This window comes from Maribacter halichondriae (genome assembly GCF_027474825.1).
Lineage (GTDB): Bacteria > Bacteroidota > Bacteroidia > Flavobacteriales > Flavobacteriaceae > Meishania > Meishania halichondriae.
Genome location: NZ_CP107030.1, coordinates 526,596 through 549,770, shown reverse-complemented (window position 1 = coordinate 549,770; position 23,175 = coordinate 526,596). Strand labels below are relative to the sequence as shown.

19 protein-coding genes and 2 pseudogenes are annotated in these 23,175 nt (G+C 41.2%); 8 read left to right on the top strand and 13 right to left on the bottom strand.

Translation table 11 applies throughout. The annotated features are described in order from the left end of the window. Positions 1 to 14 precede the first annotated feature (14 nt). From N8A86_RS02490 to N8A86_RS02460, 7 genes are all read right to left on the bottom strand, one after another. The gene (locus tag N8A86_RS02490) at positions 15 to 410 is read right to left on the bottom strand and encodes a PKD domain-containing protein (protein WP_273567636.1); all 396 of its coding nucleotides are present in this window, start codon (positions 408 to 410) and stop codon (positions 15 to 17) included. 119 nt (positions 411 to 529) lie between these two features. After that, a complete protein-coding gene (locus tag N8A86_RS02485; RefSeq protein ID WP_273567635.1) occupies positions 530 to 2,947 on the bottom strand; it encodes a penicillin acylase family protein in 2,418 nt (805 codons plus the stop codon). A gap of 93 nt (positions 2,948 to 3,040) precedes the next feature. Beyond that, positions 3,041 to 4,423 (bottom strand): sulfatase family protein, encoded by a 1,383-nt coding sequence (locus tag N8A86_RS02480; protein WP_273567634.1) that lies wholly within the window; start codon positions 4,421 to 4,423, stop codon positions 3,041 to 3,043. A gap of 282 nt (positions 4,424 to 4,705) precedes the next feature. Further along, positions 4,706 to 5,008: an antibiotic biosynthesis monooxygenase gene (locus N8A86_RS02475; RefSeq protein WP_273567633.1), complete on the bottom strand. Its 303-nt coding sequence runs from the start codon at positions 5,006 to 5,008 to the stop codon at positions 4,706 to 4,708. Between the two features lie 95 nt (positions 5,009 to 5,103). After that, a complete protein-coding gene (locus N8A86_RS02470; protein WP_273567632.1) occupies positions 5,104 to 5,481 on the bottom strand; it encodes a DUF2200 family protein in 378 nt (125 codons plus the stop codon). Positions 5,482 to 5,671: 190 nt separating this feature from the next. After that, positions 5,672 to 6,511 (bottom strand): hypothetical protein, encoded by an 840-nt coding sequence (locus tag N8A86_RS02465; protein ID WP_273567631.1) that lies wholly within the window; start codon positions 6,509 to 6,511, stop codon positions 5,672 to 5,674. 111 nt (positions 6,512 to 6,622) lie between these two features. Then, positions 6,623 to 9,085: a M14 metallopeptidase family protein gene (locus N8A86_RS02460; RefSeq protein ID WP_273567630.1), complete on the bottom strand. Its 2,463-nt coding sequence runs from the start codon at positions 9,083 to 9,085 to the stop codon at positions 6,623 to 6,625. Positions 9,086 to 9,180: 95 nt separating this feature from the next. Here N8A86_RS02460 and bshC point away from each other — a divergent pair. After that, positions 9,181 to 10,862 (top strand): annotated as a pseudogene (gene bshC, locus N8A86_RS02455) (bacillithiol biosynthesis cysteine-adding enzyme BshC). A gap of 58 nt (positions 10,863 to 10,920) precedes the next feature. Here bshC and N8A86_RS02450 read toward each other — a convergent pair. After that, positions 10,921 to 11,466, bottom strand: a complete 546-nt coding sequence (locus N8A86_RS02450; RefSeq protein WP_273567629.1) for a pyridoxamine 5'-phosphate oxidase family protein — start codon at positions 11,464 to 11,466, stop codon at positions 10,921 to 10,923. Between the two features lie 496 nt (positions 11,467 to 11,962). Here N8A86_RS02450 and N8A86_RS02445 point away from each other — a divergent pair, with 496 nt between their 5' ends. After that, on the top strand, positions 11,963 to 12,487 hold the full coding sequence (locus N8A86_RS02445) for a YybH family protein (protein ID WP_273567628.1): 525 nt from the start codon (positions 11,963 to 11,965) through the stop codon (positions 12,485 to 12,487). A gap of 192 nt (positions 12,488 to 12,679) precedes the next feature. Here N8A86_RS02445 and N8A86_RS02440 read toward each other — a convergent pair whose 3' ends face one another. The 3 genes from N8A86_RS02440 to N8A86_RS02430 form a co-directional block, all read right to left on the bottom strand. Continuing rightward, entirely contained in the window at positions 12,680 to 14,767 is a 2,088-nt protein-coding gene (locus N8A86_RS02440; RefSeq protein WP_273567627.1) for a thiol-activated cytolysin family protein, read from the bottom strand. Positions 14,768 to 14,991: 224 nt separating this feature from the next. After that, positions 14,992 to 15,588 carry a helix-turn-helix transcriptional regulator gene (locus N8A86_RS02435; protein WP_273567626.1) on the bottom strand — a complete coding sequence of 199 codons (597 nt, stop codon included), beginning with the start codon at positions 15,586 to 15,588 and terminating at the stop codon, positions 14,992 to 14,994. Then, entirely contained in the window at positions 15,567 to 16,895 is a 1,329-nt protein-coding gene (locus N8A86_RS02430) for a tetratricopeptide repeat protein (RefSeq protein ID WP_273567625.1), read from the bottom strand. The genes N8A86_RS02435 and N8A86_RS02430 overlap by 22 nt, the downstream gene beginning before the upstream one ends. Positions 16,896 to 17,036: 141 nt before the next feature. Between N8A86_RS02430 and guaA the strand changes: the two genes are divergently transcribed. The 5 genes from guaA to N8A86_RS02405 all read left to right on the top strand — a co-directional run bounded on the left by guaA (position 17,037) and on the right by N8A86_RS02405 (position 21,647). After that, positions 17,037 to 18,569, top strand: a complete 1,533-nt coding sequence (gene guaA, locus N8A86_RS02425) for a glutamine-hydrolyzing GMP synthase (protein ID WP_273567624.1) — start codon at positions 17,037 to 17,039, stop codon at positions 18,567 to 18,569. A gap of 109 nt (positions 18,570 to 18,678) precedes the next feature. Continuing rightward, positions 18,679 to 19,431 carry a lytic transglycosylase gene (locus N8A86_RS02420; protein ID WP_273567623.1) on the top strand — a complete coding sequence of 251 codons (753 nt, stop codon included), beginning with the start codon at positions 18,679 to 18,681 and terminating at the stop codon, positions 19,429 to 19,431. Between the two features lie 35 nt (positions 19,432 to 19,466). Next, entirely contained in the window at positions 19,467 to 20,723 is a 1,257-nt protein-coding gene (locus tag N8A86_RS02415) for an ABC transporter substrate-binding protein (RefSeq protein WP_273567622.1), read from the top strand. Positions 20,724 to 20,727: 4 nt separating this feature from the next. Continuing rightward, a complete protein-coding gene (locus tag N8A86_RS02410) occupies positions 20,728 to 21,132 on the top strand; it encodes an OsmC family protein (protein WP_273567621.1) in 405 nt (134 codons plus the stop codon). Continuing rightward, complete coding sequence (locus N8A86_RS02405) at positions 21,120 to 21,647, top strand: DUF922 domain-containing protein (protein ID WP_273567620.1); 528 nt, start codon at positions 21,120 to 21,122, stop codon at positions 21,645 to 21,647. The genes N8A86_RS02410 and N8A86_RS02405 overlap by 13 nt, the downstream gene beginning before the upstream one ends. Positions 21,648 to 21,656: 9 nt before the next feature. On the opposite strand, the gene N8A86_RS02400 is transcribed toward N8A86_RS02405, so the two are convergent. Together N8A86_RS02400 and N8A86_RS02395 are read right to left on the bottom strand one after the other, a co-directional pair. Beyond that, a complete protein-coding gene (locus N8A86_RS02400) occupies positions 21,657 to 21,914 on the bottom strand; it encodes a hypothetical protein (protein ID WP_273567619.1) in 258 nt (85 codons plus the stop codon). Positions 21,915 to 21,961: 47 nt separating this feature from the next. Beyond that, entirely contained in the window at positions 21,962 to 22,831 is an 870-nt protein-coding gene (locus tag N8A86_RS02395; protein ID WP_273567618.1) for a hydroxypyruvate isomerase family protein, read from the bottom strand. A 48-nt stretch (positions 22,832 to 22,879) separates the two neighbouring features. Here N8A86_RS02395 and N8A86_RS02390 point away from each other — a divergent pair. Further along, a pseudogene (locus N8A86_RS02390) lies at positions 22,880 to 23,121 on the top strand (DUF3820 family protein). Positions 23,122 to 23,175: the final 54 nt, after the last annotated feature.

The following is a 23,175-nucleotide window of genomic DNA, read 5'->3' as shown; positions in this document are numbered from 1 at the left end:
GCTCTCACCAGTTTCTAATGTGGTGGAATCTCCTGAAAACTCGGCAACGGGGGAGCGGGAGCATCGGTAACGGTGATAAAATCAACTTTTGTCTCTGTGTCAGTACCGTCGTCATTGGTCACTTTTAGGCTTACCGAATACGTTCCTGCTGTTTCATAGGTTACTTGAACATTCTCCGTAAAACTGATGGCAGGATCTCCGCCTTCAAAAGTCCATTCATGGCTGGTCGCATGTTCCGAATCATCCGCGAAGTTGACGCTTGCCCCGGTTTCCAACGCTGTAATATCAGCCGAAAAATCAGCTGTGGGTAGCACGGGGTCAGGGTTTATAAGCTGTTCGACAGGGTTAGTGTCCGGACTACAGGCCATAATAATTAGGGATGCGAGAATTAATGGGATTGATTTCTTCATAATAGTGGGCTTCGGAAGTATCGACCAGATTGTATTGATTCCTAAGGATAAAGGTAAGTATTTGATTTTAAGGAAGTATCACGAAAATATCACGGTAATACGAAAGTTGTCAGGTTATTTTACTCCGACGGTACCAAAATGATTTGCTCACGCTTTGCAGATTCTACTTTTTCCCTCGAAAAATAGACGGGGAAATATTCGTCCGCTACCCACTGATTGTATAGATTTTTATAAAATGGACTTTCGGGATGCCCTGACTGCCCCGGAGGATTTGCGCCAATGGTAGCATCCCAATCATTGACATCAACGATGATCTTAAAGGTTGCCCCATACAATTGGCTTTCGGCACTTCCCGTCGATCCCGGGGTATGTTGGTTTCCGCCTCGCGGACTCAGTTCCGTATTCAATGTAGTTCGTAATTCGGCATTGACCACGTCGCTCAGCGGATGCTTGATCTGTACATGTTTGTAGGCCGCTTGGCCATATTTCCAATTTGAAATGTCATCTCCGAGTTTTTCCGACAAACCTTGAATAGCACTCGTAAAAGTGCGCAGCAGGTATTGATCTCTTTTAGTTTTTGAACCCATTTTTTTATTTGGATTTTGAATCCATTCCAGCAATCGGGCCATTTGTAAATTTTCCACCAATTCCTCAGCACCTGGATCTGGAAAATACTGCAAAAACTTGTTTTGAAGTTCTTCTTCCCATGCCACATAAATACCGGCGGCAACTGAATTTTTATCCAGTCCATAATCCCAGCCATTCAATTGATCCCAAGCTTTTTCAACTAGAGCTTCCTCGATTTTAATAATTTCATTTAGAATCGGTACCAAAGTACGTGCGGGAATGGATAGGTAATCGGTCTGCAGTTTTTTCATATCCTCCATGTCCAACTTTTTGCCCGAACCCAACACTTCATCGACACGTTTTCCCCGATAGGGGTCTGACCAGCCGAAACCGATAGCATCCCAATGGGCATAATCATTGGGCGTTACATTTTGGTTCGCCGTGGCGATAAATCCTTTTGTTGGATTATAGGAATGCGGTTTTTCGATAATCGGCAAATATCCGTCCCATTCATAGCGACCGTCGCCGGGTACGGGCACCAAACCACTATAATTTCTGCGTATCGGGGCAATGCCCACGGCCTGCCATCCGATATTTCCTTCGGTGTCGGCCCATATCATATTTTCTCCAGGAATATGGCTGTAATTACAAGCTTCCCTGAACTCTTCCCAAGTTTTGGCCTGATCCATCCGAAGTGAGGCGAGGTATGGCGATCCGCCCGGTTCCATCCATGCACAACGCACCGCATAGGCCTTATGGTTTACCGAATCGACATAGGTTACTGGGCCATGACGTGTGTACCGAAGATCTACGGATACATTGTCCCTGTCTTTTACCGAAATCGTTTCTTCGATAATTTTCATATCCACCCATGCATCCTTGTACTTGTATTGGTTCGGATTTTCAGGATTGATATCATACACATATAAATCTTCACCGTCGGTCTCAAAAACGGTCAGTCCCCAAGCGCCAAAATCGTTATGTCCAATGGATATTCCGGGAATTTCCGGTTCTCCGCCACCGATGACATTCCAGCCTGGGGCGGATAAATGCACATAATAGCGCAACGACGGAATCGCCAATCGACGATGGGGATCGTTGGCCATATAGGCATGTCCGTTTTCCGAAAGTGTAGGTGAGGTGACCCAATTATTGCTTCCGACATAGGTTTTGTCCTTTTCCCAATCTTCTTGACCTTCTTTCTTAGAAACCGCTGCCGATTGCTGGCCATCTAACCGATATTGGGGTTGGATATCTTCAGGTTGGAATTCTATGGGTCTGCGATAGGCATTGTATAGTTCCAATATGTCGTCGGACAAAAGTGCGCCATTGATGGCCGGATCTAGCTCAATATTCGGGTCTTTGGGATGGAACCAAGCATATTTCTTCACTTTTTCGGCGCCCAATTTGGCGACCGCACGGCCATAATCCAATTCTTCGGTAATATTGCCCAGCAGTCCCTGATGTCTTGAAATAATGACTCCGGGAGTCCATTTTTGGGGAAGGATGTTCAACGCCTTAAAGGTTACCGGAAGCAGCTCTGGGTTTTGCAGTACTTCGTCGATATATGTATTGACCCCATCGGTATAGGCCGTAAGGATTTCTACACCTTCAGAATGGTAGTGTTCCATCTCGGTCTTCATATCACCGCGAAATTTAAAGAGCCGTGTGCCTATATCGCGTTTTAGTTCACGTTCACCCAAAATTTCCGCTACCGTTCCGGTGGCCTGTCTTCGCCAGATTTCAAACTGAAAAAGACGGTCTTTCGCGGCAGCATAGCCCTGGGCAAAAAATAGATCATGCTGGTTTTTGGCATAGATATGGTTGATGCCCGCCTCGTCACGGATAATTTCTACCGGTTCGTTGAGTCCGGTCAATTCGATTTGGTTTTCGTTTTTCGCCTCTTGTCTGCATCCAAAGAGAACGGCAAGAACAGATAAGCTGGAAATTACAATGCTTCGGTGGCCCATACATTTGAAGATTTTAAAGTGGTGTCGGTGATTACGGAAAGATACTAAATTTAACAGTGTCGGTTTATGGCAGAGATGGAAGCCCAAACGGGGTTATTTTTCCATGTTTTGGATCAATGCGTCACATCGCTTTCTTAAATTTACTAGAATAGCTTTATGTTCGGCCTGACCAACGAGGTTATTTTCTTCATTGGGGTCGTTTTCCAGGTCGTACAATTCTTCCCATTCGGGAAAATCACGGTATCTAAAATACTTATACTTTTCAGTACGCACGCCCTCACTTGGGGGAATAGGTTCAAAATTCCAAAGGTGTTCGAACAAGGCCTCGGTTCTTTTTTCAGGCACATTCCCATCTGTCTTTGTATAGCCTGATAGACTTTTTCCCTGATAGGTTTTGGGAATGTCCACTCCCGCAAAGTCGAGTATCGTCGAAGGTACGTCGATATTCATCACCATATCGGCCACGGTGTTTTGTTTGCCCTCAATAGGATTATAAACGATTAGGGGAACCCGTAGCGAAGGTTCATAAAGCAGCCATTTGCCGGCCATTTGGCGTTCGCCTAAAAAGTAACCGTTATCGCCCATAAGAATGATAATGGTGTTTTCGGCAAGGCCATTGTCATCGAGGGATTTCCGAATGCTGCCCAGAGCCGCGTCGATTCCACTGATCATACGATAATATCCCTTGACCATTTTTTGATACTTTTCGCGGGAGTCATAACGCCAGTTCCAACGGGCGCGGTTAAAGCCTTTACGAACGGATTCGGGAAGCCGGGCAAAGTCTGAATCTTCGCTCATCATCGGATCGGGAATCGTGATATTTTGATACATCGTATCCAATTCGATGGGCCAAACATATTGGTCGGGCGAACTGTCGACGGCATGTGGCGCATGAAAACTGATGGAAAGCGCAAAGGGTTTACCGTTCGGTGCGCTTTGGATAAAATCAATGGCATTGTCGGCCATAATGTTCGTCAAGTGGCGATGTTTTGTGGCATCTTCATTAAGTCGATAGTATCCGCTTTGTTGTTCGGGTTTATAGACATCGAACAACAGGGTATCCATTTGATTTTCAAAGTTGACGCCGAACTTGCCCAGAAATCCATTATAATAACCCGCTTTTTGCAAAAGGGAAAAATAGCTTTGGTCAATAAATGCCTTTTTTAAGGGAGGCTGACGAAATGTATAATCGTGTTTTCGTTCAAAAAGTCCTGTCATAATGCTGGCCCGACTGGCCGCACAAATGGGCGTGGTCACGAAAGCGTTTGTGAAATAGGTGCCCTGCTTGGCAAGTTGGTCCATATTCGGGGTCTGAATGATCGGGTTGCCCGCATGGCCCAAGGCATCCCATCGTTGGTCATCGGTCAGGATAAAGATGATATTAGGGCGGTCGTTTTGGGCTTGAAGTTGGATAAAATAGCCTATTGCTATCGCGAAAAGCAGAAATCGAGTACGGGCGGTTAAAGAGATTGGCATGAACTGGTCTTAAAACGTGACCCTTAAATGTAGTGAATTTTTAGAGGGTAATTTGTTGTATTTAGTTCACGGTTGTGTGGCGGAAAGTCGGGAGACTTTGCGGAGCGGGGATTCTCAAATTTCATTTTTGGGTGCGCCTAATTACGGTAAACGGTTCGGCTGTGATACGGTGCGGAAAACGTCCTCAGGACTTTTCCGCCATAGCCTGAAGTTAATAGAAAAGCAGTGATTTCCTGCAAGGAAATCCGCCAAAATGAATTAGAGGTTTTGTTGTTCACTGGCTTATTCAGCGAACACTTCATAATGAGTAACTCTTTCGGGGAAATCAATCAAATAGTTCTTGTCTTCTGAGTAATATTTGGCTTTTTCAAAATTATTACCAGCGAATCCCTTGATTACCTCCATATTTTCCCAAAAAGTGATTAATTCAAAATAGGCATAATCCTTATCGATTCGTTTTAAAAAAGTCAGTTTAATAAATCCATCAACTTGAGCGTAGTCAGGAATTGCTCTGACTTTCATAAAATCAGTATATTCTTCCAAATGCTCAATTTTTGTTTTTCCTTTCCAGATTCTTGCAATCATTTGTTTGAGATTATATTTTCAGCTTGCGAAGAACGTTCTGTGTATGGTGCGTATCCCTCTGGGTATGCACTATACTTAGTTATTAGCACCAGTTTTTATTTCTTTTCTTCTCGTAAAATTTTCTCCATTTTTCGCCCTTTCGCTAATTCATCAATCAACTTCTCTAAACGTCTACATTGTTTATACACTTCAAATTCATCGTCTATTTCTTCAATTCGATAACCACAAACAACTCCTTTAATCATGTGAGCATTGGGATGGATTTTTGCTTTTTCAAAAAACGTTCTAAACGTTGCCTTCTCTTCGATAAGTGATTGTAATTTTTTTTCATCAAAACCAGTTAACCATTCTATTACTTGATGGAACTCTTCTTTTTGTTCTTCCATGCTTTTCCAATCTATTCCAGTAAAGGGGTAAATAGATGCAAAGATCATATTAGCAACTTTTTCATTTTTTTCAGCTGTAACCTTCATTTTTTTGCGATTTTAAATTGGAGCTAACGGTCGCGGCTATGGCAAGTAGGGCAGGCAAGGAAATTTTTCGTTTCCGTCTGCGCTGGTAGCCAAAGCTTTTTGTTTTGTTTTTATCTTTTTCATTTTAAAAGCCAAATCCAAAAGATTTGGCGGACTTAGCAAACACGCCCAAGCCTCTAAGTATAGCACTTTATGCCCTATTTGCTATAGCCATCCTAAGTTTGTCTTTGATTTCTCTGTAAGTCCGATGATATGGTTTTTTTATTCCATCCGGACTTAATACGTTTTTAATTAATTTAATCCAATTTCCCTTTTCATCATACACGTAATCTATTTCATGTATAAAAGGTTCGTTTTTATCAGTCAAAATCCAGTACATTTTTGTTATATCCCCATTTTCATTGGTTTCAATTACAAAATCTGAGTTAATATTTCCCTTGATTTCTTCTAGCCGACCTTGATAATTAAGGTCCATTAGTATGAACTTACTATTTGTATAATCATAATTTACACTTTGAAGTCTTGTAGGGTCTGGACCAACAATTGTATGCTCAATTGTAATTGGGTTTTTCAAACTGTCATACTTTACTGTATATCTCAAATAAGTCTCTCCAGAATCATTTATTTTTTCCTTTATCTTTTCGTTTTCTTGATATTGATACTTGACTTTAGTTACGTACCATTTTCCACCTTCATATTTTAAATTACCTTCATAATTCAGAATTCTATTGTTAGAATCTAATTCAATTATTTCGTCGGCAACTAATTCATTATCGCGATATTTTTTTACAAACATTTCACTACTAGATTTAAAGCTATAAATGTTTTTCTCAATCCAAGTTTCAGAATTTGCCATGAAGATTGTGTCATTAACAATTACTTCGGCTGGGTTGCCGAATTTTAGGTCATAATAAGTTTTGGGCGCCACTTTTTCTGCTAGTTCAGAGTAAAATGTAGGTTCAGATTCCGTATTTTGTGATTGCCCAAATAATGTTATGAAAAGTAAAAGTATGAATTGTAATTTGTTCATTTCGTAAATTAGGTACAACTTGTTTATATGTGATACCTTTTCGCCACTTTTATACCATTTTGGGGGGCTATGAGTGTATTTTGAAACAAATATACATCCATAGCCAACTCCTTAATCCACCATAAAAATCGCATTGGCAAAAAAGAGTTTTCCGTTTTCCCAAAACCCTCTGAACAATGGGTTGTCGACCATATAAATGACCTGTCCGCGGCCGTGTTCCTCTACGCCGAAGACCAAGGTCTTTGCGATTTTCTTTTGGGCTTCGCTACCGGCAAAGCCTGCCGCTGGTTTAGTCTCGTTCTCAAGATATACCACCGTACCCTCCTCAAGATATTCGTAGGCGTCTTGCCCTAATTTTAAGGTAAAATACGTGTCGTCATAGCCATAGGCCAATGGGTGGGTCGGGTCTACCTTGGTTTTGAAAATAGCGCCGGTAATGGCTTCTTTCATACCTTCGCGCTGCCCATCATCGTAAGATTGTACTTCGATGGCGGTCGAATCTTTATCGCTCTCCTTCTTGCGAAGTTTGATATCAAAACCTTTGTCGCCATCGATACCTTTGATAGCACCGCCCATGGCAATCAATTTACCACCGTCACTGACCCATTCTTTCAGGGCTTCCAATTGCAATTCCTTAAAAAAGCCCTCGTAGCCCCATCCGTTGGGCAGTACCAGTACGTCATATTCCGAAAGGTCGACCCGTGACCAATATTCAGAATCAAGAATGGCTACAGGGTAGTGTAATTGCTGCTCGAAGAAATGCCAAACTTCCCCAAATTGTAAGGTAGAGGTAGGTTCTCCGGAGAGTATGGCCACTTTGACCTCACCGATCATCTGCACGTAGCGTGAACCGAAATCTTTTCCGCTTTCTACGAATCCCGTCGAGGTGGCTACCAAGTTTTTGTTATGTTTTGTAGCTGCTTCGTTCAAGGCGGATACGTACTCTTTGTTGTTTTTATTGTCAGCTTTCGTAATGATCAGGCTACCGCGGTCAAAACTGCCTTCTACAGTTTTAAAGGGTTTCAGGGCATGGCGGACCCTTATTTTTTTCTGCATCAACGCTGCTAGAAAACGGGCATCGTCCATACTGTTCCAATCCGTAATATAAGCATAGGCATCGCCGTCTACCGACCTATTAGTTTTTGTAGCGTTATTCTGGTTTTGGCCCGCATTGAGTTTTACCTCTGAGGCCAAGGTGTTGAGTCCGTAGGCATAGGGCAGCGACCAGGCCGTGATATCATAGGTCAATGAGTCGCTCAACTTTGCATTCGGTTCTAAAAGTACTTTGACCAAGGTGCCCTTGGTCTGGTCGGTCGATATGATGAGACTGTTGGCGGTATTGCGCAAGGTTTCGTTTTTTCGGGTCTGGTAGTTGAAACCTTTTGCGGATCCCCCGCCCGAAATTCCGTATTCGATTTGGTGTTGGTCCAAAAGGCGGGTCAGGGCATCGATTTTATCTTGATCCCCGCTCAGCACATAACTTTTATATTTGAAATTTTTGTTCCGGTAGAATTTTTTAAACTCCGAAATCAGTTGTTCGGCATTTTTAGCGGCGACCTCTACGGTCGAAAGCCCTGTCGTGCGATGATGGGCGATGCGATTTTTTAAAGTCAAGGTGTCACCGATATTCGTCAAAACTCCCAATCCGGCGCGTCCGCTGCCGCCTTGCTCATAGGTCATTCCGATACCGCCGTTGTAGGTCGGATAGGTATCTCCATAACTCGGATAAAAAAGGTCGAAAATTTCCTTGGTAAAATAGAACCAGCCGTTGGCATCGAAGTATTTGGCGTGGTTCTTTCCTATCGTTTTTTGAAATTCCCGCTGAAAAGGCGTAACGACCTCGTGGAAAGGCTCTGCCGCGGGGGCAAAGTAATACGGACTGTTCACCCCCTGCTCATGAAAATCGACATGTATATGGGGCAACCACTGGTTGAACATTTTAAGGCGCTGTTGGCTTTCCACTTGGGTCAACCATGCCCAGTCACGATTTAAATCGAACATATAATGGTTGCTACGACCGCTCAGCCAACCTTCGTTATGCTCCTTGCTATTCGGGTCAACATTATAGGGTATATTTTTGTTTTGGTTGTACCAATTGACATAGCGATCACGTCCATCGGGGTTGATACATGGATCCATAAGTACGACGGTATTCACTAGGTAATCGCTTTTGTCGGTCAACAGTTCGTAGATGGTCTGCATCGAAGCCTCGGTGCTCACACTTTCATTGCCATGTACGTTATAGCTCATCCAAACGATGGCCTTGGTCGCTGTACTTTCGCCCGTTGTACTTTTTAAATGTTCGGTTCGAATGTTTTCGAGGTTATTGATATTCTCCGGAGAAGAAACATAGGCCAAAAGCAAGGGACGTCGTTCATTCGTTTTTCCATACTCTTGCAATTTCACCCGGGCAGGGTCGGTGGTGGCTAAATATTGATAGTAATCGACCACTTGATGGTGCCTTGTGAACTCGGTGCCAAGTTCATAACCTAAAAATTCGGAGGGTGACTTGATGTCTTGTGAAATTGAAATCAAGGTAAAAAGGAGTGTCAAAGGGAGTAAAAATGGCCTCATAGAAATGGTTTAAATGGAACAAAATCAAATCTAATGAATAATGTGCACAAAATATCCCGAATTTCTACGACTGCATCGCTTTCTGCGATTATAGGATGAACCCTTCGCTAATTAACGTATTTTTAGGAACTGATACACCCAAGAATTTTATCTTTACACGCATTTTCACCGCATTTATGGATATTGATTGTATTCCCTTTAGAAACACCGGCTATTTTTCAGACCTTATCTGTGATTATCTCGATGAAAGGGAAACGCTTAAACCCTTTTACAATCGATTTCCGCGACTCGAAAATTTCGAGGCACAGATCTGTGAGAAATCGGATCATTTTCCCGAAACCCATAGAAATATTCTCTATGATGCCTTACTGCAGCAATATCAAGGGGTGGAGCTAAGCAAAAAGGTAAAGACATACATGGCCATGCTCAAAGAACCCAACACCTTTACGGTGGTCACGGGGCATCAATTGAATCTTTTTACCGGCCCGTTGTACTTTTTGTACAAGATCATTTCTACCATTAACCTGACGGTCGAATTAAAAAAGGCCTATCCCAAATATAATTTCGTACCCGTGTATTGGATGGCCACCGAGGACCATGATTTTGAAGAGATCAACTACTTCAATTTCAAGGGAAAAAAGCTGCAATGGAACCGAAAGGCCGCCGGTGCCGTGGGTCATTTGAAAACAGATGGTCTCGATGAGGTTTTAGAAATATTCTCCGATAGCTTGGGAAGCAGTAAAAATGCCGATACCCTGAAAACGCTATTTAAGGATGCCTATCTTAGTCATGATACATTGACCCATGCTACACGTTTTTTAGCCAATGAACTTTTTAAGGAGCATGGTCTGGTTATCGTGGATGGCGATGATAAATCACTCAAAAAGTTATTGATACCGTACATCAAAAAAGACATTTTTGAGAACGTAGCTTTTGAAAAGGTATCCTCGACTGCAACTGAATTGGAAGAACTGCCCGACAATTATTCGATTCAAGTAAACCCTAGGCAAATCAATTATTTCTATTTGAAGGATGGACTTCGCGAGCGAATCGTAGGTATCGACGAAAAGTATGCCGTTATCGATTCTAAAATTGCTTGGACCCAGAAAGAACTTGAAAAAGAAATCGAGGAGTATCCCGAACGATTTTCGCCCAATGTCATCGCTAGGCCTTTGTATCAAGAAGTGATTTTACCCAATCTCTGCTATATCGGGGGTGGGGGAGAGTTGGCCTACTGGTTGGAATTAAAAGCCTCGTTTAAAGCGATGGATGTTCCGTTCCCCATGTTATTACTCAGAAATTCCGCTTTGGTCATGTCGAAAAAGCAAGGCGAAAAACTACAAAAATTAGATATTTCCGATGTCGATTTGTTCTTGAAACAGAACCAATTGGTAAATAAAAAAATACGGGAAATCTCCAATATCGATATTGATTTCGCGCCGCAAAAAAAGGTATTGGAAGAACAGTTCAAGGCGTTATACGAAATTGCCGAACAGACCGACAAAACGTTTTTGGGCGCCGTAAAGGCGCAAGAGGTTAAACAAAAAAAGGCTTGGACCGTCTTGAGAAACGTCTGCTAAAAGCACAAAAAAGAAAGCTCAAAGATCACGTGGTACGGTTGACCGAACTGCAAGACGAATTATTTCCTGGCAAATCACTACAAGAACGGAATATCAATTTTTCAGAACTCTATCTTGAACATGGAGAGACCTTGATTCCAAATTTGATGAAATCGTTAGCCCCTTTGCAATTAGACTTCACCGTAATTAAATTATGATTTCACACACCTTCTTGAGAGGCCTCTCCATACCGCTCGGGCGGGTTGAGGAGAGATTCTAAGGCACCAAAAAATTCGACTCCCAATTTGCACCGCTTCTCGAAAAACGGACCCTAAGATGATTGGGGCGTTTCAATTTTAGATATTCAATCTTAAAAGGTTCTATGTTGACCATGCAGAAATAATCGGTATCGTCTAAATATTCAACCGCATCAGGATTTGAAATGGCACTCCCCGGGGCGGTTTTGGTCGTATAATCCTTTATACTTGATTCATGTATATTTTTTCGATGCTCTGTAAGAATATTTGGGTCTTTTATGATAGTCGCAAGTCCTTCAATGCGTATCTGAAGTAATTTTTCTGGATGATAGAAGAGTAAACTCACCCGATTGTTTTCTTTGATGTGCAGTACCTTTTTAGACCGGGTGTCGGTATAAAAGATCAAGTTGAGCGAATTATCGACCGAACGTAGGACAATGGTACGAAGTCTGGGCATTTTCTCCAGACCCAAAGTGGCAAGCGCACAATATCGAAAAGGATGCTCCTTTAACGAAGCCCCATTTTCGAGTTCATCTTTTAGTTCCTTGAAAAAAACATCGGTCATACCCTATGATATTTGCCTATTAAAATTACACAATAAATACTAACGATGAACATAATTAATGGATCTTCTTGAAAAAAGTATAAAAATATTTAGATTATAAATATCAGTAAATGAGATAATTACATATTTTTTTGATTAAAATTTAAAAAAAAGTAGTGTTGAAGTAGGGTTTTTATCCTCGTAGGTGTTCTATATACAAATTGCTAAGAAAAAAGATTACAAAACTTCATCCTGATTCGCCCCAACTCGTCGGGATGAGGTTTTTTTAAAAAAGAATTTTGATTTGAGTTAGTTTAATTAAGTTCATGTGTTTAGGTTGGTTTTTTGATTTTGATTAAAAGCCGCGATGTAGGGTCGCGGCTTTTTTAATGCCTAAATTTTTAGCACTTCTGTGCCTCCTTAATAAAATGATTTTTCAAAACCCTAAAGCGAGATACAACTTTTATTCTTCAATTTTCTAATTTACGTTCCCTAACAATCGAAAATTGAGGTCACTATGTGGAATGTTCTTATTTTGAAAATAGTACTTTGTTTTGTAATGTTATCGGCGGGATTGATTTCCTGCAATCCGAAGGATGAAACCAAAGCTGAAGTATCGGTCCAAAAGTCGACCGCCGAAAACAAAGCCGAATTTCTTGACGTGATGCAAACCCATTTGGATGCAGTTACCAATCGTGACCTTGAAATCTTACGAAGCACATTATCGCCAAAAGGCAATATGCAATTGATTTTGCCAAGTGAGGAAATTATAGACAAGGTTGAAGGTTTTATGGACTATCACAAAGAATGGTTCGCCCAAACCGACTGGACATTCGAGACCAAAATTTTGAATACCGCGGTTGGGGAAACCATGGGGATGGCTATTACAGAAGTGGTGTACCGGGAACCTGAAAGGGACGGGAAACCTTATTTCAATCGTATGATAATTAGTTATGACCTTCAAAAAATCGAAGGAAGATGGTATATTATAAAAGACCATGCCTCTTCGGTGGAGAAGTCTACTGATTCAAAAACCTACTAAATATTTCTAACAAATTCAATTTGTAGGAATAGATTTAAAATATTAATAACCAGTATTATAAAGTTATTTATATAAAGTTAATTTTAGAAAATATGTATTATTTGGGGAGAACGATATATCCTCCAATTTTGTTTACTTTTTGACAAAAAAAGGCCCGAAGGCCTGTTTTAAAAACTAATTTATATAAAGCATTTAGTTAATGACCCAAGGAGCGTCGAACTGGGCAGTCGGCAAATTTTGACCTGAAAAAACGGTCAGCGTACCCGAAGCTAGCTCATCACCTGTGTCATTTACAAAGAGATAGTATTCTTCACCTCCTATAGATATATAGCAGGCCGCACCAACTTTTTCAAAGGGAATGCTGTTACCTGAATTATAAATCCAATCTCTTGTATTTCCGGGATTGGTGTGTTCAATAATTCGTGTAAAATTTCCAAAAATATCTGTAGAGTCATAGACACTTAAATTCTGAAATTCATTACCTGGTTTTGCAAAAAGTGTGAAACGTAGACCGTCAACTCCTCGCAAACTGAGACCGGCATCAATTCCTTCTTGACCAAACTGGAAATTATCATATTGACCATATTCAGTGTTCATTAAAAATACCTGATCACTTCCCCCGTTACCACCAGTATAATAGATGCCAAATTGAATGGGAGGATTATCACCACTAAAATCTACTCCGTCAAATGCCCAGTTATACTTTGCCAAATAGAGGCCTGTCTTATCGATTAGGTGCATTGTTGCTTCACCACCAATCAATACAGCTCCAACATTTTCTAATGGCACTACCCCTAAAGGTGAGTTGGCGTCCTTTATTCCATAAACACCTTTTATCTCACCACTGTTTCCATTAAACCAAGCGTACTTATCCCCTGTTTTATTAAAAACTAAAATCTCATTTCCTGTAACATTAGTCATGGCCCCAATTCCCCCACCATCGGCATCGTCCTTAAAAAGATCTACCAAAGACAAATATGCTTGTGGAGGCAATACTCCTTTTAGTTCACAATTTACGATGTCATATTCCGTTGCCAATTGTACACCTACAATCTGATCCGGGCGTTCTACGCTACGCACGACATAGGATATTGGTAGACCTGCCCTAACATCGGTGCTCTGCGCAATGCGATCCGCTATATCAGAGATACTCTGTTCTCCTGCCAAACTTATGCTGCCTGCCGCATCGCCGCCGTAGGCCATTACTTTAATTTTCAAATCGTTCAGTTCTTGAATGTAACTGGCTTCTATGCTCCCTTCAACTTGTGCTGCGACACCATCATACGCCAAATCTAGTTTTGATTGCATTTCGGTTCGGCTTGAGGTCGACTCGATCAACATATAAAAGACCCGACCGTAAGTTACAGACGATATAAACGTAGCCGGATTATCAGCTTGAACATAGGTAGCCAAATCATCAGGTTTAACACTAGCATCAAATATTTGGTCTAAACTAGTGGGGAGGTCAAAACTCATTGTGTAATACGATTGATTCAACTTTACCAAGGTTCTGTTGTATGATTTATCTTGACTGAATGATAAATTACCTGATGTCTTGGTTACCAGGGTTTCCACATCGAAGCCGATTTCAAGGGCTAATTGACTCTCTGACTCGATCTGAATAATTTCTAGATCAATATTGGCGGGAACCACATCGCCTGAATTGGAGATAATATTGTTCATGGCTTCTTGAACACTACTTTTTTTCACTTCTTCAACATCGAATGAAGATTGTAAGTTTCCATTGTTCAAATCGTATGAAATGGTACCTCCGGCTCGTTTGACAACAATTGGAGAGGGGGTAGCTGCTTGAAGGGTCTTACCTTGTAAAATATTACCCGGGTAAATTACATCGGCACTTGTATTGAATAATGGAAATTCCCCGTTGCCGTCTCGAACACTTACTGTTCTTCTTGTGCAAATAAACCTTTCCGTTATCGATTCTCCTGTTTCACTTTGACGGGTTTGGTCTTCATTTTCCGAGGTAGGCTCTCCTATCTCTTCTTCAGTTCTAGAGGCTGGAAATGGCTCTGGGTCCGCGCCTAACTTTACGACATCATCAAAAGTTAGTCCTGTACCCTCTTCGCCTAATGGACACCCTTGATTGTTGGCAGGCCCTGCTTCTGAAGGGCACTTGTCACTGGCATCGGCAATACCGTCTTTGTCGGTATCGACAATCTGTTCTGGGGGTGGTGGGGTTTCATCTTTGGTACAATTAGTAAATGTGAAGGCCAATGCTACCAAAAGTAAAAGTCTGAAAAATCTCTTTTGCGTTTTCATAATCTATTTGTTTTGTGGTTAAACTTTGTTTTTGTTTTGTGTGACCTACTCGGTTTTGATCTGCAGTATCGAACCGAGCAAGACCACAAAACTTGTTTGTCAACTTAATGACACCACAAACCTAGGCCATGACTTCAGGCCATAAAAATATGAAGGGGGTACAAAGGGGGTACAGCCTTTTACGTCAATGAATATAGGGTTTTTCGGAGTTCGAAGTATTTTGGTTACATTGTTAGAACCGTAGATTCGAGCGATTCTTCAGGGGAAAGTTCCATCTTTTTACGGAGCCTTTGCCGTGCTTTTTTCACCCCATCGGAAGAAATATTAAGAATAGTGGCGATCTCTTTTGAGGACAGATTCATTTTTAAAAGCGCCATCAAACGCAGTTCGTTTTTGGTAATGTCAGGATATTTTGTTTTTACTATTTTACTAAAGTCTTTATGCACCTGTTCAAAGTATTGGGTAAAATTTTCCCAGTTCTTGTCATCTTGTTGATCAAAATTGATGGTCTGGATCAACTGCTGATAGCCTCGCCCACCATTTTCAGAAGATTTTAGTTCCCGTGCCTTTTGTTTAACGTTTTCAAGCACTTCGTTCTTTTTGGCCAAATGCAGGGCGTGTGTGGTCAATTCTTTCTTTTTAAAGGCAAGCTCAGATTCTTTTAACTGCAGTTCGGCAGCTATCTTTTCTTTTTCAATTTTATTTCGTTTAATTTTTTGACGGATACCGTAAAACCCGAAACCTAAGGTTAATAGTGACAATCCTAGCCCACCACCTAGAGCTATTTTTTGAAGGTTGCTTACCTTTTCTTTTTCTTCCAAAAGATTAATTTCGGTTTTTTGTTGGGCGATTTGTTGTTCTTTTTTTCGGTGTCGTAAATGGTGCGGAGTTCTTCGATTTGTTGTGATTTGGTGGTGTTGAACAGGGTGTCATTAGTTGACTTGAATAATTTAAAGTCATCTAGTGCTGACTTATAGTTTCCTAATTCTTGATGCACCGCTGACCGTAGCGAATATGCTTTACTTAAAATATCTTTTGCCCCAATTTCGTTTGCCGTCCGAATTGATTCATCAAGATATGCTGTAGCTTTATTGAGCTTATTCATCTCTTTTTCTAAAATAGAGAGTTTGTTCAAGGTTGAAGAAATATCTTTTTTGTAATCTAATTCCCTATAAATTTTTAATCCTTCTTTTAATAAGGAATCCGATTTATCAAATTCATCTAAAGCAAAGTAAACTTCGCCAAGATTACTTAGAGCATGAGCTTCTATTTCTTTACTAGCAATCTCTTTGGATATTTTCAGTGCTTCGTTTAAAAAGGGTTCAGCATTTGCACTTTGGTTTAATGCTAGATAGTACGAGCCAATATCATTTGCAGCAAATGCTTTATATTGTTTGTCATTGTAGGAGTCATAAATTTCATGCGCAATTTTGCCATGTTCAATTGCGGATTCATAATTCATTAAGATACTCTCTATACTTCCGAGCTGCTTCATGGCATCCGCTTGTCTTAGCGTATCTTTTATTTTTATAAAAAAGTTTAAAGCTTTTAGAGTTTCTGAAAGTGCTATTTGATAGTTGCCCAATTCTTTGTGAATTGATCCTATTGCTTCAAATTCGGAACCTATTAAATTAAACTTTCCACTTTGGGCGCGATAGATTGTATCTGTTTGGTCATATATTTCGATATTCTTGTTGATAAAGTATAGTGCTTTTTTGTAATTGCCCAAGCTTTTCTCTAAATCTCCTCTAGAATGATTTACAAACAATTGGATTATAATACTATTGGCTTCTTTGCCTAAGTTTGCTGCTTTTTCATAATAAAACCTAGCAGAATCTATATTCCCTTTTGATCTATAAAAGTCTGCAAATTGAAAGTTGGAAACTGCAATACCTTTTTTGTAATCTAGCTTTTTTGAAAGATTTAAAGCTTTTTTCGAATAACTGTTCGCTAAATTAGGATTATTAAACTGTAATACTTCAAATAATGTTCCGTATGCCCCTACTTTAAGAGTGTCATCTGGCATATGCTCAACGGCAAGAATAGTACTGTCGAGTGCCTTTTTATTTTTTTGACCTTGCCCTGTGGCAACCCAGAATAAAAAAAGATCAAAAATATGGGATGACATGTGATGGATTTCATGTTGGTCTGGTTTTGTGGGATAGTTCTAAAATAGTACTTTTTTTAACATTTCTGCGCTTGTTAAAAACCTCTTGTAAATATCCTTGAAGAATTCTTCCCCAAATTTTCGATTTTCCTATTTTTGCCCATGCAAAACAAAGTCCTGATTCTAGACTTCGGTTCGCAGTACACCCAACTTATAGGTAGACGTGTTCGCGAGCTGAATATTTTTTCCGAAATCAAACCGTATAATAAGCTTCCTGAGAATCTTTCCGAATATGGGGCGGTTATCCTTTCGGGCTCTCCGTTTTCGGTGCGGGCCGATGACGCGCCGCATCCCGATTTATCTCAAATCAGGGGTAAAATACCTTTATTGGGGGTGTGTTACGGAGCGCAATATTTGGCGCATTTCCATGGTGGGAACGTTGAAAAGTCGAACACCCGTGAATACGGTCGGGCCAATTTGACCGCCATCTCGAGTACGGAGCCTTTTTTCTATGAAATAACCGACGGTTCACAGGTTTGGATGAGCCATGCCGATACAATAAAACAACTTCCCGAAAATACGACCTTATTGGCGAGTACACAGGATGTAAAGAATGCAGCCTTCCGGTTTAACGATGAAGAAACCTACTGCATTCAGTTCCACCCTGAAGTATACCACACCACACAGGGCAAGCAGCTCTTGGAAAATTTTTTAGTTCATATCGCAGGACTCCAACAGACTTGGACACCGGATGCTTTCGTCGAAAAAACCGTTGTGGAGCTCAAGCAAAAGATCGGAGAAGATAAGGTTATATTGGGATTATCGGGAGGAGTCGATTCCACCGTAGCTGCAGTGCTACTCCACAAAGCCATCGGCAAACACCTACATTGCATATTCGTAAACAACGGTCTTCTCAGAAAAAACGAGTTCGAAGAGGTGCTCGAACAATATAAGGGCATGGGTCTTAATGTGAAGGGGGTCGATGCTTCGGCACGCTTTTTGGATGCACTGGCCGGGGAAAGTGACCCGGAGACCAAAAGAAAGATTATTGGCCGGGTATTTATAGAGGTTTTTGACGATGAGGCGCATATGGTCGAAGATGCAAAATGGTTGGCACAAGGCACGATTTATCCCGATGTTATTGAATCGGTTTCCGGTACGGGCGGACCATCGGCGACCATAAAAAGCCATCATAATGTAGGCGGACTGCCCGATTTTATGAAACTGAAAGTAGTTGAACCTTTGAAAATGTTATTCAAGGATGAGGTACGAAGGGTAGGAAAAAGTATGAACGTGGGTGATGAACGATTGGGCAGACATCCTTTTCCGGGTCCCGGATTGGCGATACGAATTTTAGGGGATATCACCCGCGAAAAAGTGGCCATTTTGCAAGAAGTCGACCATATTTTCATACAAGGATTGCGCGATTGGGGCCTTTATGACAAGGTCTGGCAGGCCGGAGCGATGCTTTTGCCCGTAAATAGTGTAGGGGTGATGGGCGATGAGCGCACTTATGAAAAATGCGTAGCTTTACGGGCGGTAGAAAGTACCGATGGTATGACGGCCGATTGGGTCAATCTACCGTACGAGTTTTTACAGAAAACATCGAATGATATTATAAATAAAGTTCCCGGAGTCAATAGAGTAGTGTACGACATTAGTTCCAAACCCCCGGCAACCATAGAATGGGAATAAGTATGAACCGAATTTTGAAGAATACCATGGTGCTTATCATGGTGATGTTCATGGGCTGCAAAGCGACCGCCCAGAAATTTAGGACGCATTCCGTAAAAAAGGTGAAACCTTGGAGACTATCGCCAAGCAATTCGGAGTGTCACAAGAAAGCATTCTTACCTATAACAAAGAGATCAAGAAAGACCAAGAATTGCGGGCCAATACCATTTTGGTGATTCCGGCCACCCAAGGCAATGCGGTTTCTTCGAGTTCCAACCAAAAAACTGTTCAAGAAGAACCTATCGGATTTACGGACCATAAGGTAAAAAGAAAGGAGACCCTTTTTGGCATTGCCAAACGCTACAACATTACCGAAGAGGATATTAAGCGCTATAACCGAGAACTCTATTCCTCGCAATTAAAAAAGAAGATGGTACTGCGAATTCCCAAGTACCGTAGGGTCAGACCCGAAGATGTTGTCAATGAAGAAGATTTTGAAACCTATACCGTGGCCCCAAAGGAAACCCGTTGGAGCATCGCCCATAAATATGGTATCACCATAGATAGTATGTTGGTGCTCAACCCTGATTTATCAAAGAAGACCAATTACATACAGGAAGGCCAAGAACTTCGAATGCCGAAATTAGCGGGAAGTTCTATTGAGGGCCAAGAAACCCAATTGTTCATTTCGTACACGGTTCCCGCCAAAATGAACTTCTTTAGGTTGGAACAAGAATTTGGGGTGAAATCGGATGAGATCGTTCGATTGAATCCTGAAATCTCGCAAAGGGGAGGATTGAAAGAAGGTATGGTCATTCGAATTCCCAAAAAAAGCTTGACCCGGGCGAAGTCAATACCGACAATTTTATATTCTACGAGGTAAAACCTAAACAGACCGAATTTTCACTGACCCGAAAATTGGGCATTGCCTATAAAGATTTATTGGCCTTGAACCCTGATTTACAAGACGGACTCAAAGCGGGCATGGTTTTGAAACTACCAAAAGATCAAACGGGTGATTTTGAAGTACGAAATGCATTGGTGCTCGATAGAATAAATCTTTTGGATAGTATCGATACGACCAATCGACCAAAACTGTTAGTATTATTACCCTTTCGGTTGAATCGATTGAATTTCAATGACAAAGAAAGTGTCGAGGAAATGATCGCCAAAAGAAAGGAAATCAAATTGAGTCTAGGAGTGTACTCAGGTGCTTTGGTAGCACTCGACTCTATTGCCGAACTGGGTATTTCTGTAGATGTGAAAACGTATGACAATCAACTGGATCTTAACAGAACAAAAGAAATACTCGCAGGCGAAAACCTTGCTGAAGTGAATGCTATAGTGGGCCCATTGGATGTAGCTTCCTTAAATGAAGTCGCCGCGCGTGCATTGGAACATCAGGTTCCGATTATTGCACCAAGACCTCCATACAGTACGGTCGTCCCCCAAAACGTTTATTTTTCGAACACCTCAGAGGCGCTACTTCGGAAAAAGATGATCGATTATACAAAGCAAAAGGTTGTTGACGAAAATATTGTCATCATAGCCGATTCATCTCATTCCATAGTGCGAGATTCTCTCTTAGCGAATTTTCCCGATGCCAAAGTGGCCGAGGTCAAAGAAGAGGAGAAGAACATTGGGGTGAATATCGATAAATTAAAACTATTGTTTTCAAAAGAAAAGGAGAATTGGGTTTTTGTGGAGACCGATGATTTTAAATTGGTTAGCAGTGTAACCTCCATTCTGAATTCTTTTCAGAACGCACTTTTGGAACCTGAGGACAAGGAGCGGGTTACCTTAAAAATGTTTACGACTTATAAAGACGAAGCCTTCGACAGCGATGTAATTTCAAGTTCACATTTGTCGAACCTCAAATTTACCTATCCGTCGGTACATCGTGAGCCGGCCAACGACTCTTTTGTCAGACGCTATAGGAAACGATTTGGCGATAGTCCTGATAGCTATGCCGTTCATGGTTTCGATATGACGTTCGATCTTTTGCTGAAACTTGCCTACAAGAATAATTTGATGGAAGTTTCTAAATTAATAGGGGAGACCGAATATACCGGAAATAAATTCTCATATGAAAAGAGCTTTTCATCCGGGTATTTCAATCAGTCCGCTTATATCATGGAGTATAACGAAATGCGTATCCAACAGATAAAGGAATAGAATAATGACTTCAAAAGTAACTTATACGGGAGGGCTGCGCACCAAAAGCGAACATATACGTTCAGGGGATGCATTTATTACAGATGCCCCAACGGATAATAATGGAAAGGGCCAAGCATTTTCTCCAACGGATACCGTCGCCACAGGTTTGGCCAGTTGTATGTTGACCATGATGGGCATAAAGGCCGAAGGTCTGGAAGTCGATTTGTCAAATTCGACCGCCGAGGTCACAAAGCACATGGCTTCCAACCCTAGGCGCATTTCAAAAATCGAAGTAAAATTGAATCTACCTGCGCAGGTTACCGAAAAGGACAGAAAGATTTTAATACATATCGCGAATACTTGTCCGGTACATTATAGCCTACATCCCGATATCGAAAAAGCAATCTCCTATCATTGGGACCTTTAAAGAACATATTTTTATCTGCCCTATTTCTGGTAACAGGGTTTGTTTTTTCGCAAGAAGAAGAAACTATCGATTGGAGTTCAGAACGCAAATTACAGTGGGAAGATTTTAAGGGAAGACCCTTTAAGACCGCTTGGGCCGCAGCGGTAACGGCAAGCGGCATAACCTATGAGTTTTCTTCGGTAGAGGAAGCGGGAAACCTTCAACTTGATATAGAGATTAGCACCCATTTTTATCCCGCGGAGTCTTGGTTTCAGCCTGGCTTGGTCAATGGGGTAATTTTAAGCCATGAACAATTGCACTTCGATATTTCGGAGCTCTTTGCCCGAAAGATGAGAGAAAGAGTAGCTGAAACGACCTTTACCAAAAATGTCAAGGCCGAGATAAAACAGATTTATAAGGATATTCTAAAAGAACTGAGCGCCTTTCAAAAGAAATACGATTACGAAACAAATTTCTCAAGAAACTTCGAGAAACAGTTACAGTGGAACCAAGATATCTTGGATGCTTTGCAATAGCCTTAATTCTTAGTCATCGGTACAATTCTCTTTTATCGCGGCCAAGTCCGCTTTTTCTTCGTCCGTTAGAAACTTTCCGCACGAATTTTCTACATTATTGATTTTGGCTTCTATTTGTGAACAGGTCAAAGATTCGTCTGTAAAAATTTCACCCAATAAAGTCGAACATTCTAATTGATCTACCGCATTTGTCAAGTCTTTTGGTTTTACACAGCTTATTACGACAAGTAATGTCAAATAGGGGATTACTTTTTTTGGAATTCTCATTTAAAAGGGTGTTATCTTTTTTTAGTATTCTACTATCTCAAATGGACTTACACATCACATCGTTCAACACCATCCTTCAGTGCCGCAATCTGATCTTCCCAAGAAGGAATGAATTCTTGGGCGACATAACCTTTATATCCCGTGGCTAGAATCGCTTTCATAATGGCCGGGTAAAATAGCTCTTGGGTCTCATCGATTTCATGACGACCCGGATTGCCCCCCGTGTGATAATGACCAAAATATTGATGGTAATCCTGAATGTTCCGAATAACATCCCCCTCCATAATTTGCATGTGGTAAATGTCATATAATAACTTGAAGTTGTCCGACCCGATGGCCTTGCACAGGTCGACACCCCATGCGCTGTGGTCGCACATATAGTCTTTGTGGTCTACTTTTGAGTTAAGCAGCTCCATTTGAATTATCACTCCGTGCTTTTCGGCTATGGGCATAATATTCTTTAATCCCTCTGCACTGTTTTCGAGTCCTTCTTGGTCGTCCATGCCATTTCGGTTTCCACTAAAACAGATAAGGTTGGTATAGCCCGCTTCGGCCACTAGAGGAATTACCCTTGTATAGTCTGCGATGAGTTCTTCATGAAGTTTGGGGTCGTTCCATCCTTCTAAAATTCCTTTGCCGGCTCCCCAGCACATAGAGGAATGAATGTTGTATTTTTTCATCAAAGGCCAATCTTCTGGACCAGTTAGGTCCATGGCCTTGATTCCCAAGTCGTTCAGGTTTTGCAAAAACTCCTCCATAGGAATTTTCGAATAACACCATCGGCAAACACTATGGTTTATATTTCCCTTAAGCTCGTTGGCAATAGTTTCGTGAGTCGGATTTGCATTGGCACTTTTATAGGCCAAAATACCCACTGAGGCTGCGGCCGATGTTCCGATAAATTTTCTTCGTTTCATTTTCGGTGAAATTTTGTTGTCTTAAAGATATAAGTTTTAGTTTTAAAAATGGAAATAAGTCCCGACAAGCAAAAACTCATCGAATTGGCCCATTATCGCATGCCTTTCGGAAAATATAAAGGACGTTATTTACTGGATCGCCGGAGGCGTATTTCGTATGGTTCAAGCAAAAGGGTTTTCCGGATGGAAAGTTGGGTCATTTGTTGCAGGCGATGCACGAAATAAAGATAAACGGGCTAGAGCCCTTGGTTCGTAAAGTACAGAAAGAATTTCCGAAGGATTCCCTGTGATTTGTTATGGCAATTCGTATTTTTGCCTGCGTTACGAATTCAACCGAACGCTTC

Bases quoted from the DNA above. Each gene is read 5' to 3' on its own strand.
- N8A86_RS02410 (WP_273567621.1), top strand. From the start codon at position 20,728: ATGACTTCAAAAGTAACTTATACGGGAGGGCTGCGCACCAAAAGCGAA.
- N8A86_RS02475 (WP_273567633.1), bottom strand. From the start codon at position 5,008: ATGATTGCAAGAATCTGGAAAGGAAAAACAAAAATTGAGCATTTGGAA.
- N8A86_RS02395 (WP_273567618.1), bottom strand. From the start codon at position 22,831: ATGAAACGAAGAAAATTTATCGGAACATCGGCCGCAGCCTCAGTGGGT.
- N8A86_RS02450 (WP_273567629.1), bottom strand. From the start codon at position 11,466: ATGACCGATGTTTTTTTCAAGGAACTAAAAGATGAACTCGAAAATGGG.
- N8A86_RS02490 (WP_273567636.1), bottom strand. From the start codon at position 410: ATGAAGAAATCAATCCCATTAATTCTCGCATCCCTAATTATTATGGCC.
- N8A86_RS02400 (WP_273567619.1), bottom strand. From the start codon at position 21,914: ATGAGAATTCCAAAAAAAGTAATCCCCTATTTGACATTACTTGTCGTA.
- N8A86_RS02440 (WP_273567627.1), bottom strand. From the start codon at position 14,767: ATGAAAACGCAAAAGAGATTTTTCAGACTTTTACTTTTGGTAGCATTG.
- N8A86_RS02430 (WP_273567625.1), bottom strand. From the start codon at position 16,895: ATGTCATCCCATATTTTTGATCTTTTTTTATTCTGGGTTGCCACAGGG.
- N8A86_RS02460 (WP_273567630.1), bottom strand. From the start codon at position 9,085: ATGAGGCCATTTTTACTCCCTTTGACACTCCTTTTTACCTTGATTTCA.
- guaA (WP_273567624.1), top strand. From the start codon at position 17,037: ATGCAAAACAAAGTCCTGATTCTAGACTTCGGTTCGCAGTACACCCAA.
- N8A86_RS02470 (WP_273567632.1), bottom strand. From the start codon at position 5,481: ATGAAGGTTACAGCTGAAAAAAATGAAAAAGTTGCTAATATGATCTTT.
- N8A86_RS02445 (WP_273567628.1), top strand. From the start codon at position 11,963: ATGTGGAATGTTCTTATTTTGAAAATAGTACTTTGTTTTGTAATGTTA.
- N8A86_RS02485 (WP_273567635.1), bottom strand. From the start codon at position 2,947: ATGGGCCACCGAAGCATTGTAATTTCCAGCTTATCTGTTCTTGCCGTT.
- N8A86_RS02465 (WP_273567631.1), bottom strand. From the start codon at position 6,511: ATGAACAAATTACAATTCATACTTTTACTTTTCATAACATTATTTGGG.
- N8A86_RS02480 (WP_273567634.1), bottom strand. From the start codon at position 4,423: ATGCCAATCTCTTTAACCGCCCGTACTCGATTTCTGCTTTTCGCGATA.